This is a genomic window from Bifidobacterium mellis (assembly GCF_000967265.1).
In the GTDB taxonomy this organism is placed as follows: Bacteria; Actinomycetota; Actinomycetes; order Actinomycetales; family Bifidobacteriaceae; genus Bombiscardovia; species Bombiscardovia mellis.
In genome coordinates, this window is sequence record NZ_KQ033885.1 from 1,359,943 (window position 1) to 1,374,233 (window position 14,291).

The following is a 14,291-nucleotide window of genomic DNA, read 5'->3' on the forward strand; positions in this document are numbered from 1 at the left end:
AGGGAACCCGCCCTTCCTCAGGCCCGGTTGTTTGTCTGTCAGCGTTCAGACCAGCTTGCGCTCGTAAGGATCGGAGCTGATGCCGGCAGCGACGATGTCACGGCTCCACTGCTTGGCCGAGAAGAGCGAATGGTCGCGGTAGTTGCCGCACGAGGTGATCTCGGTGCCGGGTACGTCGTCCCAGGTGGCCTTTTCGGCGATGAACTCCAGCGACTCCTTCAGTGCCTTGGCCACATCCTCGGTTGAATGACGGCCCCAGGCGAGCAGGTGGAAGCCCGTCCGGCAACCGAAGGGAGAGCAGTCGATGTAGCCGGGGATGCGCTCGCGCAGGAGCACGGCGATGGTGTGCTCGATGGTGTGCAGGCCTGCAGTTGGGATGGCGTTCTGGTTGGGCTGGACCAAGCGCAGATCATAGTTGGAGATGATGTCTCCCTGGGGGCCCTTCTCCTCGTCGATCAGACGAACGTAGGGCGCCTTGACCTTGGTGTGATCCAGCTGGAAGCTCTCCACAATAGGTTTGTCAGCCATTGTTATTTCCTTTCCTGTCGGGCGCCCGGTATGAAAGGCAACCTTGATAAAGTCATGTACATCTCATGGTAGGCCGACCTACCTATCAGATCCGGCGGCACCCATGACCACATTCACTGCTTTTCTGGCCGAGAACTCTGAGATGACCCCCATGAACTGGGGCCCATACTGCTCCAGCTTGTGCTGCCCCACTCCGTTGACAGCCAGGAAGGTCGCATCATCGACGGGCCGAAGGCGACACATATCTCGCAGTGCCTTGTCGGAGAAGACGATGTAGGGAGGCTTGCCGATCTTGCGGGCTATGCTGGTCCGCAGATCGCGCAGCTTCTGGAAAAGTTCCTCATCCTCTGGGCTGGCATCGCTTGCACCGGCCTGGTCGAGACCAACATCGTCGACCGTTGAAGAGGATCTGCCGCCGAAGACCTTGCCCGAGGCACATGGTCGTTCCGTCCGCTTGATTTCGTAGTGAAAGTCCGGACTGACCGTCTGCGCGGCCTTGGGCCCGAAATGGACCATGGGCAGCCGTCCTTCGGTGATATACAGATACCCGTCCGAGGCCATCTGGTTGAGCACGTCGCGAATCCGCGCCTCTGGAACCTGGGCCAGAGCGCCATAGCTGGGGCACCTATCCAGCCCGCGCCGAAGAAGGTCCTGCGAGCGCGAACCCCGAAGGATCTGGGCGATCTTGCCGGAGCCGAACCCCTGGTTCACATCATGCACACACCTGCTGATGGCACGGGCCACGTCGCTGACGTCGATGGTCGTGAAGGTGCTCAGACAGTTGGAACAGTTCTGACAGCCGCCGCTGCCCGTGTCGGGATGCCCGACCGGGACTGATTTGCCCTTGTCGGCCTCGGCAGGCGAAAGACCCGCGGCAGCCTGGTCCACCTCCTCGCCGAAGTAACGCAGCATATACTGGTGAAGGCAGCCAGTGGTTCGACAGTAGCCAATCATGACATTGAGCAAACGCCGGTGTTCGGCCCTGACGGCTTCAGCCTGCTCGCCAGTCAGTCTGTCGTTGCCGTTGTCCATGTCCAGCAGGCGCCTGCGGGTGACGATGTCGCTCTCGTTCCATAGCAGGGAGCAACGAGCCGGCTCGCCGTCGCGTCCCGCCCTGCCTGCCTCCTGGTAGTAGGCCTCGATGCTTTCAGGCATGTTGTGATGAATGACATAGCGCACATTGGACTTGTCGATGCCCATACCGAAGGCGTTGGTGGCCACGACCACCTGCACCTTGTCGTTGACGAAGTCCCGTTGCGCCTGCTCCCTGTCCTGGGTATCCATGCCAGCGTGATAGCTGACAGCGCTGACACCGGCCTTGGTCAGATCATCCGCCAGGGCTTCGGTCTCCTTGCGGGTGGCGCAGTAAACGATACCTGAGTCATCGCCATGCTTCAGGGCGTACCGGACCACCCAGCGATTCTTGTATTTGCTCTCCAGCTTGATCACGTCGAAGAAAAGGTTGGGCCTGTCGAATCCCGTCACTGCTACGTAAGGATCGTTCAGACCCAGCATGTATGCGATATCGCGCCGGACCTTCTCGGTCGCCGTAGCGGTGAAGGCCGCCACCGTGGGCCGGTTAGGCAGGGATCCGATGAAGTCGCCGATGCCCAAGTAGGCAGGGCGGAAGTCCTGACCCCACTGGGATACGCAGTGGGCTTCATCCACTGCCAGCAGGGAGATTTTCGTATGCTGGGCGAAATCTCTGAACCTGGGGGCATCCAGCCGCTCGGGGGCCACGTAGAGGATCTTGCTGCGTCCCTGGGCAGCCTGAGCCAGGGCCAGGGACTGCTCATCCATATCCTGGGTGGAATTGACGAAGGAAGCCGGGATGCCGGCATCCTCCAGCCCGTCCACCTGGTCCTTCATCAGGGAGACCAAGGGAGAGATGACGATGGTCAGACCGTCCAGGAGGGTGGCAGGAATCTGATAGCAGATGGACTTGCCGGCCCCGGTCGGCATAACACCCAGGCAGTCCCGCCCATTCAGGATGGCCTTGACCAGATCCTCCTGACCCGGGCGAAAGGACTCATATCCGAAATACCGCTTCAGCGCCTGCCCTGCATCCTGGATGTCCACCATGATTCCCCAGTCTATTGCCCCGGCAGGAGTCAAGCAGTGGGCGAACGACCATGTGGTCAATTGTCGCCGGAATGCATGGCTATCCTGGCACTAACCCAGAATGCTGAACCCTTGGATGGCCGATAGCTGCCGACGGCTGGTGAGCCAGTAGCTGAACAGGACGCATATGGCGGAGAAGACCAGGGTGAAGACCACCTGGGGCCAGAGCACATACACGGTGAAGTATCCCCAGAGGTCCGTATTCATGAAGGGGCTCAAGGTCTTGTACATCCAATGACCGCGCGCCAGGTTGAGCATCTGAACCGCCGTTTGCGGCCATCCCCAGAAATTCCAACCGGAAATCGAATGCCAGAAACCAACACAGATCAACAGCCCTGCCAGCAGCAGGCATCTGCCTTTTCGGTCAAGACGGGCGGCCAGGTCACCCAGCACCTGGCCAAGCAGAATGAAGGCTACCTGCACCATAAAGACATGCAGCGCCAGAGCCAGCCAACGGGACGGTTGCTGGGCATACGACCGGTTAAAGCATGACACACTCCAGGGATCAAGAGTCAGTCTCCAAGGCGAACAGCCCTGTACAAGAAACCTTTGGTAACTTTCCGTAAAGGGCATCCATCCGATTTGGCCTAGGCTGCTGATAATCGCGACCACGATCATGAAAGTGCTTGTCGCCAGGGCCATGACCACATTGGAGATGATCTGGGTCCATGCGATTGTGGAGCGGGTCACAGCATTGGAGATCAAGGGCCGGAAAGTCGTCAGTGAGCAGACAAAGGCGGTGGCCATAAGCACCATCTCGGTGAACAGACCGGTGAATCCAGAACTCAAGGGGATAAACCCCATAACCCCCAGAGCGAGGACGAGGGCCCAAATCAAAAAGACGATCAGCCTCGGCATCACCTGTACGCGCAGGGCCATACGGGTCTGCACCGCAGGCAACAGGAAGCGCTTGATTTGAGCCCAGCCTTCAGCAGGTCCGGAACCTAGGTCGGGGCTGTCTGACCCCGGCTTGGTCTTCGTCCCTACCGTCTCTGCAACTTGCGTGTTACTCATTGTGCCACACCTTCCGTAATCTGGACGAAGTAGGTCTGCAAGTCCATGGGGGCGACAATAAGCCCCTTGGGCTGCTCGTCGGTCACCGGACCCTCGAAGCTGACGCGTAGCAGGTCGCCGATGCGCTGCCTGCCCAGCAGCTTCGGGTCGCCCTGTGCAAGGTAGCCCTCCACGTCACGCGGACGGCCAGTGACAGTGGTCCCCAGACCTGACAGATCATCCACGCTGAAAGATCGCAGGACCCGCCCCTGGTCGATGATCGTGACGCGGGAGATGAGCTGGCTGACCTCGTTGATGATATGGGTAGCGATGATCATGGTCGGTCCGCGGCGCTGATAGGACTCCAGAAGGAAGGAGTAGATCCTCTCCCTGGCCGCCGCATCCATTCCTGTCGTCGGTTCATCCAGAATGAGGTATTCCACAGGCAGGCAGAGTCCGATGACGTCCTTGACCACCTGACGCTGCCCCGTGGAAAGGGAGGCAAAAGTGTCAGTCAGCCTCAATGCGAAGCTCTTAAGAATACTCTCAGCCAAGTGCCAGTCGAAACCGCCGTAAAACCCCTCGGCCATGGCAAATGCCTGTCTAATGCGCCGTCGGGATGGATAGGGCCAGGTTTCGTTGACCAAAGCCACTCGGCGAACGATTCTTGAATCGCTGACCAGATCGCTTCCATCCAGGTGGATCAGCCCCTGGTCAGGAAGTGCCCTGCCCGCCATCAGATTGCACAGGGTGGACTTGCCGGCCCCGTTCCGCCCGAAGAGTCCGTATATATTGCCGGGCTCAAAGCAGAGTGAGATCTCATCCAGGGCCTTCAGCTTTCCGTACGATTTGTCCACATTGGAAACTGTCAGACTCATTGGTAGACCCTTTCTATGATGGCGTCCAGGTCCTCACGAGATACGTCCAGAGACTTGGCTTCTTTGACCAGATCCTGGAACCTTCCGTTCAGGAGCTCGTTCCTCCGACGCTCACGAACACTCCGGCCCGCACCGGCAGTGACAAACATGCCCAGCCCCCGCCGTTTCTCCAGAAGGCCCCGGTCGACCAACAGGTTCATCCCCTTGAGGACGGTGGCCGGGTTGATCTGGTAGGCGGTCGAGATTTCCGTGGTGCTGGGAATCCTCTCACCATCGGCGACCAGACCCTCGGCTATGGCTTCGGTCAGCCGGTCCGCCACCTTCATGAAAACGGGCCGACCATCCGGTATTTCGATCGCCATCGTTTGACCGCCTTGTCTGCCTTGATTCGGAGTGCCGAATTAGGACCTTTACAACTGTTTATTACTTAGTTACTTGAGTAACTAACCAACAGTCTACGATTTGTTCTTCCAACCGTCAAATCAAATGCAGTCGTAATCCGCCCGGTTGCTCTGCGCAGATACTTCCGCTGCCCTACTTCATCCCAGCAAGAACGGACATGCCCTCATGTAATTCTGCTTAGCCAGGATGCCGTATAAGCACGAATGCCTACAGGGTTGCAGCTGCCAGCAGCTGACGGGTATAGGACTGACTGGGGTGATCGAGGATGGTCTGCACCGGCCCCTCCTCCACCACCCTCCCCTGGCTGAGCACCATGACCCTGTCCGCGATGTGCTGGACCACGCCCAGATCATGGGAGATGATGATCATGGACATGCCATTGGAAGGATCTGCCTGCTGCCTGGACTGGGCCATGATGGATTGAAGGGTATGGAGGATCCCGACGCGCGCCGAGACGTCGATGGCGCTCATGGGCTCATCGGCCAGGAGTATCCGGGGCTTGACGACCAGGGCCCGGGCTATGGCCGCCCGCTGGGCCTGGCCTCCGGACAGATCCGACGGATAAGCCGTCATGAACCTGTCTGGGTCAAGCTGAACCTCTGACAAGACCTTGGCCACCCGATCAGCAAGGTCTGTCCCATCTTGACGACGATGCCATAGGTGTCCGCTCCTCCTACGCCCGGCAGCCAGAAGGGGTTCGGCGACTGACCGGCCGATGGTCCACCGGGGATCCAAGGAGGCAAAGGGGTTCTGGAAGACCAGGGCGGAATCTCGGGCAAGCGACCTGGCGGCCGCAGAACCACGCAGAACAGGACTGCCCTGATACGCCACCTGCCCGGCATCAGGCCTCAACTGACCCAGAAGCAGACGGGAAAGCGTGGTTTTCCCCGAACCCGACTCCCCTATAATCGCCAAGCACTCCCCCGGCATGAGCGAGACATCGATTCCGTCAACCGCAGCGTTTCGAGCCACGTCGCTGCCGTTTGAGGCATAGATCTTGGTCAGGCCCTTCCCGATCAGGATCGGATCGGCATGTGCAACGTCAGTAGTTCCCATGCTTGCCTCCATCTGCGCGCAGCGTCAGCTCTCTGGCCGCCCCCACCAGGGTCCTGCCCTGTGGACTGGATGGACTGTGCAGAATGCTCTGCGTCTGCCCGCTTTCCACCACTCGCCCTGCATCAAGGATGTAGCAGTAATCGGCAACCCTGGCGAGGACCGAGAAATCATGGGTGATGAACAGCAGGGAGGCCCCGCTCTGGTCGACCAGGGAAACCAGCAGATCCACGATCTGCCGCTGGGTGACGGCATCCAGGGCGGTGGTCGGCTCGTCTGCCAGAATCAGTCTGGGCTTGGTGACCAGGGCTGTGGCTATGGCCGCCCGCTGCTGCTGGCCCCCGGACAGTTCATGTGGGTAGGAGCCGGCCAGATCCGCATCCAAACCGACCTGGGCCAATATCTCCATGACCCGCCTGTGCCTTTCCTGGGTGCTCAGACGATAGTGGCGACGGAGAGGAAGCTCAACCTGGCTGTAGACCTTCTTGACCGGGTTCAGGGCCGTGGAAGGATTCTGAAAGATCATGCCCATCCGGGAACCCCGCAGGTCCGCCAGGGACCGGTCATCGGAGCCGAGAATCTGAAGCCCGTCCACCAGAATGGAACCGGACAGGGAGGCCGTCAGCGGTGCGGTGCCCAGGACGCTGCGGGCGATCATCGACTTTCCGGAGCCTGAGGAGCCGATCAGGCCGACCCGTTGTCCATCCGCCACCCTGAGGTTCACCCGGTCAAGAATGGTGCGGCCATTGATGGACAGACTCAGGCCGTCAATATTCAGCGACATGATTGGTCTCCCTCACCTGTACGGATCGCATTCTCGACATGATGACCGGAGTCGTTTGATTGCGCAGACTTTTCCTGACGCTCCCCAGACCGGAGAGCCGACCGTCCGGCGGCAGCCACGGCGGCCCTGAGCCCGGAGTTGGTGACCGGATCGATGGCATCACGCAGGGCATCACCGAACAGGTTCAACGCCACCACCACCATGGTGACCACCAGGCCGGGCCAGAGCACGGTCAGCGGAAAGACGTTGATGAACTTGACCGAGGTGGTCAGCGAGTGCCCCCAGGAGGGTAGACCAGCGGGAACGCCCACCCCCAGGTAGGTCAACCCTGCTTCAGCCAGAACGGAGGTCCCCGCCGACATGGAAAGCTGCACGCACAGGACCGGAATGACATTGGGCACCAGGTGCGTGCAGAAAATTCTGAAGGATCCGACCCCGCTGTGCCGGGCGGATCGCACATAGTCCGATTCCGCCGCCAGGAGCGCCTGGGGCCTTACAATCCGGGCCAGGTTGAGTCCGTAGCCGAATCCGCAGGCCACGACGACCACGGCGATGCTCGGTCCCAGGGGGACAGCCAGAATCAGGGCCAGCAGAACCGTGGGCAGGGAAATCAGGGCATCTACCAGGACCACGACCGTCTGCGATACTCCGGAACTGCGCGAGACCATGGCCATGACCAGAAGGAGGCCCAATAGGCCCGACAGGAGGACCGCCAGAAGACTGATGGCCAGGTTGGTTGCCGACCCCGCCATCAGCCAGGAGAGGATGTCTGCCCCGGTGCCATCCGTTCCCAGAAGGTGGTCGCGGCTGGGGGCCTGCCAGATCCGGTATCCGTCGGTGGTCCAGATAGGGACCGGGGTCCAGAACCTGGAGACCAGGGAGAACAGGATCCACATGGCCAGAACAATCAGCGAGTATCGCCCTGAGGCCTTGCGCCACATGCTGGCCAGCACCACCCGCATCCGTCCGAGGAATCCCAGTCGGCCGGGGAAGATGGCCCGCAATCCCAGGCGGGGCCTGTCAGTATGCTCCCAACTCATCAGTCAGCCACCTCCTGCCTGGCCGCACCTCGAAAACGCGGATCGATCAATCTATGGATAACGTCCACCAGCAGTCCCAGGAAGAGGAAGAAGGCCGCCAGAAGAAGCAGCTCGGACTGAACGGCCGGAAGATCCCGGTTGCCCACGTCTGTGATCAGCATGGAGCCCAGTCCCGGCAGGGCGAACAGGTTCTCGCTGACCATGACCCCGGTGATCATCTCGGCCATGGTCAGCCCGACCACCGAGACCAGCTGGGGGGAAGCCAGCCGCAGACCGATGCGCAGGGCGGCCTGGGTCCGGGTCATCCCGCAGGCCATGCCCATGTCCACATACCCGGAAGAGAGCATGTCGCCCAGGAGGGAACGGGTGTATCGCATGATGCCGGCGCCCACAATGATGCCGGTGGACACAGCAGGCAGGATCAAAGCCGCCAGGGCCTGGCCCGGCTGAGCCCAGCCGAGAGCAGGAAAGCCCTGGGAGGGCAGCAGACCAATCAGCCCACTGCCCTTGGCGAAGAGCATGATCAGCAGCAGTCCTGACCAGAGGGCCGGTACGGATCCGCCCACGATGGCTGCCATGTGGCTGAAGGACTGCATCCGAGGCGAGCGCGCCAGAGCTGCCGCACAACCCAGGGGGATGCCCAGCAGCAGGGCCACGCCCAGTCCCAAAAGAATCAAAGGGAAGGTGATCTGGGCCCGGATGCCCACCTGGGAGGCGATGGAACGGTTGGTCAGAATGGACCTGCCCAGGTCCCCTTTGAGGAAATCGCTGATCCAATCCAGATACTGCCGGGGATAGGAGCGGTCCAGGCCCATCTGCCGACGTAGCCGGTCGACACGCTCAGGCGGGGCATCCAGCCCGGCCATGACGGCGGCCACGTCACCGGGCAGGATGCGCAGTGCCAGGAAGATCAGCAGGGAGATGCCCATCAGTGCCAAGATGAAGAGCACCAGACGGCGCATCAGGAATCTGGCCATGGTCACCCCCGTCTGTAGGTCACGTCGGACAAGGGCATGAGGGACTGGTTCAGGTCGACCGGGAAGCCCTCCAGCCCCGTCCGCCAGGCCGTGGTCACCCGGTAGTTGAAGAGCCAGTCCGCCGCCGCATCGCTGCTGACAATCCGTGCGGCCTGGGCCAGGAGCCTGTCGGAGTCATCGGCGGAGGTCGTGGCCATGGCCTTCTGGTAGAGCTCCTGGACCTGACGATTGTCATAGTTGTAGTAGTAGCCGGGGTTGGCCCACTGATGGAAGTCGTGGCTCTCGCCATGATCCACCAGAGACAGGTCGTAGTCCTTGTTGGCATGCACGTCCTGGAGCCAGACCGAGAACTCCACCACCCGCACATCCAGGTCGATGCCCACTTGACGCAGCTGCGAGCGCAACTGATCGCCCAACTCGCTGCCATAGGTATTGGCGTAGGTCAGCCGAAGCTTGAGCCGGTGCTCGGGACCGTACCCGGCCTGGGCCAGAAGCCTCCGTGCCTGCTCCGGATCGTGGGGGTAGAGCCCGGTCAGATCCTGATAACCGGGATCCAGGGACGGTATTGGTCCGCCCAGGGCCCTGTCCGATCCGCCCCGGGAGGCAATCAGCTGCCGATGGTCGATGGCATGGCGGATGGCCTTCCGCACCCGCGGGTCGGATGTGGCGGCGCCCTTGCCGTTCATGGCCAGTACGTACTTGTCGGTGTCGTCGCCCGCCTTGACCTGGAAATCGGGACTGTTCCGGAAGGGGCTGGCCAGATTCTCAGTGACCGGAGCCAGCACCTGCACATCCCCGCTGCGCAGGGCGTTGACGGCAGCATTGTCGTCATTGAGGTAACGGATGACGATGGTTGGCGTCTTAGGCTTGTCGCTCCCCCAGTAGTGCGGATCGGCCTTAAGCGTGACCGAGTCGTTTGGGCGGAAGCTTTCCAGCAGATATGGGCCGGAACCCACGGCTTGGGTCTTCATGTCGTAATGGGCCCGCCGGTCAAAGACCAGGCCAGCCCGGCCGCTCAGCTGCCAGAGCAGGTCCTGGTAGGGCCTGGACAGCGTCAGACGCACCGTCAGCGGATCCGTGGCCTGAACGCCCTGGAAACCCTCCAGCATCTCACTACCCTGATAGTGGCCTGCCATAAGCCCGCGTATGGAGTCGACCACGTCCTGGGCCCGAAGAGCATGATTGTTGGAAAAACGGATGCCCTCATGCAGGTGGAAGGTGTAGACCAGCCCGTCCTCGGAGACATCCCAGGTCCTGGCCAGGCCCGGACGCACCCGGTTCCGGGAATCCCGTGACACCAGGCCCTGATAGACGTTGCCGATCAGAAGCTGATCCAGCGCCGTGCCCGACTGGTTGCGGATGTCCAAGTTGGTGGGAGCCAGCTTGAGCCCCACCGTGACCGAATCAGCTACAGTTCCGCCCTCGGCCTGGCCAGTAGCACCACGATGCCCTGTCCACAGGGAGAATGCCAAGGCCAGGGCCAGCATGAGACTGAGCAGCTTCCAGGGCAGGGTGTTGCCGCCCGACCTCATGGGCCTGATCCTGGCGTTGAGTTCGGGGTCAGTGCTGGGGCCTGGCTCCTGGGCCGCCTCTGTATCTGCTGCGGTCACGCTGCCATGGACATGCGTGCCGTGTCGATCTGCGTTCATTGACGAATCCTTATGCTGTGGTTGACCGCCATTCTGGTCGATCACCGCCCACAAGCATACTCCCCGAAGCCATCACCCAGGCTTATGCGCCTAGGATGGATTCGAAAAGCGCCACGCGCCCGGACGACGGCAGGGAGGAACAGACATGCTGCTGGCCATCGACATCGGCAATACCAACATCGAGGTCGGATTCATGGAGGGTGACCGGGTCGCCGCCTCCTACAGACTGACCACAAGAATCGACCACACGGCCGATGAGTTCGGGCTTCTGCTGAGGCAGCTCATGGCCCTGGCCGGCTACAGGACTGCGGATGTGCAGGATGCCATCATCTCATCGGTGGCTCCCGCGGTCATGCACGCCTTGAGGTCCTGTCTGATCCGCTTCTTTTCCATCGACCCCATGGTGGTGGGCCCCGGCGTGAAGACAGGCATGAACATCCGGCTGGACGACCCGCGCTCCCTGGGCGCCGACTGCCTGGCCGACTGCGTGGGCGCCTTCCACCGCTACGGAGGGCCGGTCCTGGTCATCGACTTCGGCACGGCCACCACCTTCAACTATGTGGATGCCAAGGGTGCCATCCGCTCCGGCCTGATCGTGCCGGGCATCCGCTCGGGGGCGCAGGCCCTTGCCGGCCAGACCGCCCAGCTGCCCCAGGTCGAGATCACCCGTCCGCAGACCATCATGGCCACGGGCACCAGGACGGCCATGCAGGCCGGGCTCTACTACAACTTCCTCGGCGGCCTGGAGCGGATCATCCGCCAGTACCGCAGCGAGATAGGCCGGGACTTCCACGTGGTGGCGACGGGCGGCATGGGTCGCACCTTCTCACAGGACACCGACCTGATCGAGGTCTACGACCCCGAGCTGATCTTCGCCGGCATGTACAGGATTCACCAGCTCAATGCCGATGGCCGACCACACGCTGCACCAGCGCACCGTTGACCTGCAGACTGGCCTGCTTACCATCCCCGTCAACGCTGGCCAGCGAGCCCACCAGGACCCGGCCCTCCACCTGAACCTGCACCGGATGCCTGGTTCTGTTGAACAGAAAGACGAAACGCGTCCGGTCATCCTGACTGACCCGCTCAACTCTCAACAGATCGGGGTCGCCCTGGGCCGACCTCATATCGGCGACATCCATGGCCTCCAAGAGGGCAGGAAGGACCTTGGCCAGACCTTGGGCGTCCAGACGGCAACCCAGATAGGCGGCCTTGCCGTGACCCCAGTCGTGAACGGTCATGGCCGGCATGCCATCCATCCCCGTCCAGGGATCCGCCCGGTAACTTGCCAGGACCTTGGTGCCCTTGTCCAGGTGGCCGATGACATCGGCCCAATCGTGGGCCGTAACCCCGTCGGTCAGGTCCAGATGGTCCAGCAGACCGGGAGTGCCGGGAGCCATGGGCGCGAACTCCTCGACTGACAGCCCCAGCAGATCCCGAAGCGGCCCCGGATACCCGCCGGTCCAGACGCGGTCCTGCTCGTCGGCGATACCGCTACCCCAGGTGACGATCAGCCGCCCTCCACCATGTACATACTTGTGCAGCCGTTTGGAAAGATCGGCGTCAATCAGGTAGAGGGCTGGCAGGACCACGAGCGGATACTCCTCCCAGGTGGCCCTGACCGGCAGGACATCGGGTCGGATGGCGTTGTCCAGAAAGGCCCGGTACCAGACCGGCGGCTCCTGGCCGTGCTCGACCCGATCGCTGGGCGAGGCTGCGTGGGAATTGGCCCACTGGCTTGCGTAGTCGAAGACCAGGGCCACCGGGGCCTTGGCCAGCGTGGTGCCGGCCAAACCAGCCTGCGAGAGCCCCTGCAGGTCCCCTCCCAGCTGGCAGACATCACGGAAAACAGCCGTGTCCTCGCCGGCATGAGGCAGCATGGCCGAGTGGAACTTTTCCGCGCCAGCCCGGGACTGCCTCCACTGGAAGTAGCAGATGGCATCAGCACCCAAGGCCAGGTGAGCCAGGGAGTCGCGCTCCAGCTGTCCCGGCTCCTTGCGGGGGTTGACCGGCCGCCAGTTGACCGCCGATGTGGACTGCTCCATAAGCCACCAGGGACGCCGGCGGGCGATGGCGTCCACCAGGCTGGAGGAATAGGCCAGCTCCTCAAGATGATCCCTGCCCGGCATCGCGTAGTGGTCATTGGCCACAAAGTCCACCTGGTCGCCCCAGTCGTCGTAGTCCAGGGCGAATCCGCCGGCGCTGACCATGAAGTTGGTGGTCAAAGGTATATCCGGGGTGATCTCAGCCAGGGTGTCCCGCTCGGCCATATAGAAATCCTTGAGGGCGTCTGAGCTGAACCGCTCGAAGTCCAGCATGCGGCCCGGATTCTGGAAATTCCCCTGGCCGATGAAACGCGGAGGCAGAATCTGCGAGAAGTCACTCAGCCTCTGCGACCAGAAATCCGTGCCCCAGGCGCGGTTGACGGCGTCGATGTCCTTGTAGCGGCGGCGGCACCAGCGTTGGAAGGCCCTCATGGCATCGTCGGAATAGTCGAAGCGATTGTGACAGCCATACTCATTGCCCACATGCCAGGCCACCAGATAGGGGTTGTCCCGGTAGTGCTCGGCCATGGCCCGACAGAGCTTCAAGGCATAGGAGCGAAAGACCGGCGAGGTGGGCCGCCAGTGCTGCCGGGCTCCGGGCCAGACCGTATCGCCTCGCTCGTCCCTGAGCAGCACTTCGGGATGGGCCTGGGTCAGCCAGAGCGGCGGCGTGGCCGTGGCCGAGGCCAGGTTGACCCCGATGCCTGCCCGGCCGAGCTTGTCGATGATCCGGTCCAGCCAATCGAAGTCGAAAACACCCTGGCTGGGCTCAATACGCGACCAGGAGAAGACCGCCAGGGCCACCACGTTGACCCCTGCCTTGGTCATCAGCCTGATGTCCTCATCCCAGACATCCTCGGGCCACTGGTCGGGGTTGTAGTCGCATCCGTACCAGAGCGACTGCTGACCCTTGAGATGCTTGGGCCATCGATAGGCCCGCCTTGTCGGTTTGCTCATGGGTGGAACCTCCTGGTCCGTCTGGATTCTCGGACGGGGATGCCTACCGCGTCCACGTCGTCCCGCGGCTCCGGGATCCCCTGACCATTATGTCCCACCAGGCTGACTGTTCAGGCTTCTCCTTGAGGATCCAAGGGAACAGAGGAGGTGAAGGTGCGCTTGACCCCGGTGTAGGGGTCGGTGAATTCCAGGCGACGGGCCACCAATTGCAGCGGCCGGGAGAAGTCGTCATAGGACCTGGTCCGGATTCTGGGGTAAAGGTCGTCGCCCACCATGGGCAGGCCCAAGGAGTTCATATGCACCCGAAGCTGATGGGTCTTGCCCGTCTGCGGATAGAGGGTGTAGGTGGCCAGGCATCCCCGGCCCGCCGTCAGCTCGACCCTGGTAATGGCATTGACGGGCCCACGCTCCTCCCAGGCCTGGAGAATCCCCCGACGTTTGATCACCCTGGAGCGACGCTCCAGCGGGAAGACCCGGGGCGGATCCAGGTGCCGCACGGTGCCGGTCCGCGGACGAACCATGGGTTGCACCGGCGCCAGGCACTGGTAGACCTTGCTCACGCGATGCTCCTGGAAGAGCATCTGGTAGGCCCGTCTGGCAGCCGGGTCGCGCACCAGGACCAGCACGCCGGCAGTGGCCCTGTCAAGCCTGTGGGCGGGTATGATGTCGGGCTCCCCGTACAGCTGGCGGATTCGAATCAGCACAGTGCCCGCGTACCACATCCCCCTGGGCATGGTGGCCAGGAAGTGGGGCTTGTCGACCACGATGATGCGTTGATCCTCGTAGATGACCCTGGGCTCGAAAGGGATCGGCGGTTCCTCCAGAACGATCCGATGCCCCCGCTGCCCGGACCCGACGATCATG

Annotated in this window: 13 protein-coding genes; 1 reads left to right on the forward strand and 12 read right to left on the reverse strand. The window is 62.1% G+C overall.

The features are described 5' to 3' along the window. Positions 1–45: 45 nt before the first annotated feature. From JF70_RS05800 to JF70_RS05845, 10 genes are all read right to left on the reverse strand, one after another. The gene (locus JF70_RS05800; protein ID WP_029678668.1) at positions 46–528 is read right to left on the reverse strand and encodes an S-ribosylhomocysteine lyase; all 483 of its coding nucleotides are present in this window, start codon (positions 526–528) and stop codon (positions 46–48) included. A gap of 78 nt (positions 529–606) precedes the next feature. Beyond that, positions 607–2,610 (reverse strand): RecQ family ATP-dependent DNA helicase, encoded by a 2,004-nt coding sequence (locus JF70_RS05805; RefSeq protein ID WP_045935614.1) that lies wholly within the window; start codon positions 2,608–2,610, stop codon positions 607–609. Between the two features lie 90 nt (positions 2,611–2,700). Further along, complete coding sequence (locus JF70_RS05810; RefSeq protein WP_045935615.1) at positions 2,701–3,663, reverse strand: hypothetical protein; 963 nt, start codon at positions 3,661–3,663, stop codon at positions 2,701–2,703. Further along, positions 3,660–4,520, reverse strand: a complete 861-nt coding sequence (locus JF70_RS05815; RefSeq protein WP_045935616.1) for an ATP-binding cassette domain-containing protein — start codon at positions 4,518–4,520, stop codon at positions 3,660–3,662. The genes JF70_RS05810 and JF70_RS05815 overlap by 4 nt, the downstream gene beginning before the upstream one ends. Then, entirely contained in the window at positions 4,517–4,882 is a 366-nt protein-coding gene (locus tag JF70_RS05820) for a GntR family transcriptional regulator (RefSeq protein WP_045935617.1), read from the reverse strand. The genes JF70_RS05815 and JF70_RS05820 overlap by 4 nt, the downstream gene beginning before the upstream one ends. Positions 4,883–5,129: 247 nt before the next feature. Beyond that, positions 5,130–5,978 (reverse strand): ABC transporter ATP-binding protein, encoded by an 849-nt coding sequence (locus JF70_RS05825; RefSeq protein ID WP_045935618.1) that lies wholly within the window; start codon positions 5,976–5,978, stop codon positions 5,130–5,132. Then, positions 5,965–6,759 (reverse strand): ABC transporter ATP-binding protein, encoded by a 795-nt coding sequence (locus JF70_RS05830; protein ID WP_045935619.1) that lies wholly within the window; start codon positions 6,757–6,759, stop codon positions 5,965–5,967. Before JF70_RS05830 ends, JF70_RS05825 begins: the two co-directional genes overlap by 14 nt. Continuing rightward, positions 6,750–7,721, reverse strand: coding sequence for an ABC transporter permease (locus JF70_RS05835; protein ID WP_231578939.1), 972 nt, complete (start codon positions 7,719–7,721; stop codon positions 6,750–6,752). The genes JF70_RS05830 and JF70_RS05835 overlap by 10 nt, the downstream gene beginning before the upstream one ends. Positions 7,722–7,798: 77 nt before the next feature. Beyond that, the gene (locus JF70_RS05840; protein WP_045935620.1) at positions 7,799–8,776 is read right to left on the reverse strand and encodes an ABC transporter permease; all 978 of its coding nucleotides are present in this window, start codon (positions 8,774–8,776) and stop codon (positions 7,799–7,801) included. Positions 8,777–8,778: 2 nt separating this feature from the next. Beyond that, the gene (locus tag JF70_RS05845) at positions 8,779–10,425 is read right to left on the reverse strand and encodes an ABC transporter substrate-binding protein (protein WP_082069422.1); all 1,647 of its coding nucleotides are present in this window, start codon (positions 10,423–10,425) and stop codon (positions 8,779–8,781) included. A gap of 145 nt (positions 10,426–10,570) precedes the next feature. On the opposite strand from JF70_RS05845, the gene JF70_RS05850 reads away from it, so the two are divergent. Continuing rightward, positions 10,571–11,368 (forward strand): type III pantothenate kinase, encoded by a 798-nt coding sequence (locus JF70_RS05850; RefSeq protein WP_045935621.1) that lies wholly within the window; start codon positions 10,571–10,573, stop codon positions 11,366–11,368. Here the strand turns inward: JF70_RS05850 and JF70_RS05855 are convergent. Further along, on the reverse strand, positions 11,325–13,427 hold the full coding sequence (locus tag JF70_RS05855) for a beta-galactosidase (protein ID WP_045935622.1): 2,103 nt from the start codon (positions 13,425–13,427) through the stop codon (positions 11,325–11,327). The genes JF70_RS05850 and JF70_RS05855 overlap by 44 nt on opposite strands. Positions 13,428–13,537: 110 nt before the next feature. After that, positions 13,538–14,290: a pseudouridine synthase gene (locus JF70_RS05860; protein ID WP_045935623.1), complete on the reverse strand. Its 753-nt coding sequence runs from the start codon at positions 14,288–14,290 to the stop codon at positions 13,538–13,540. Between the last annotated feature and the right edge of the window lies 1 nt (position 14,291).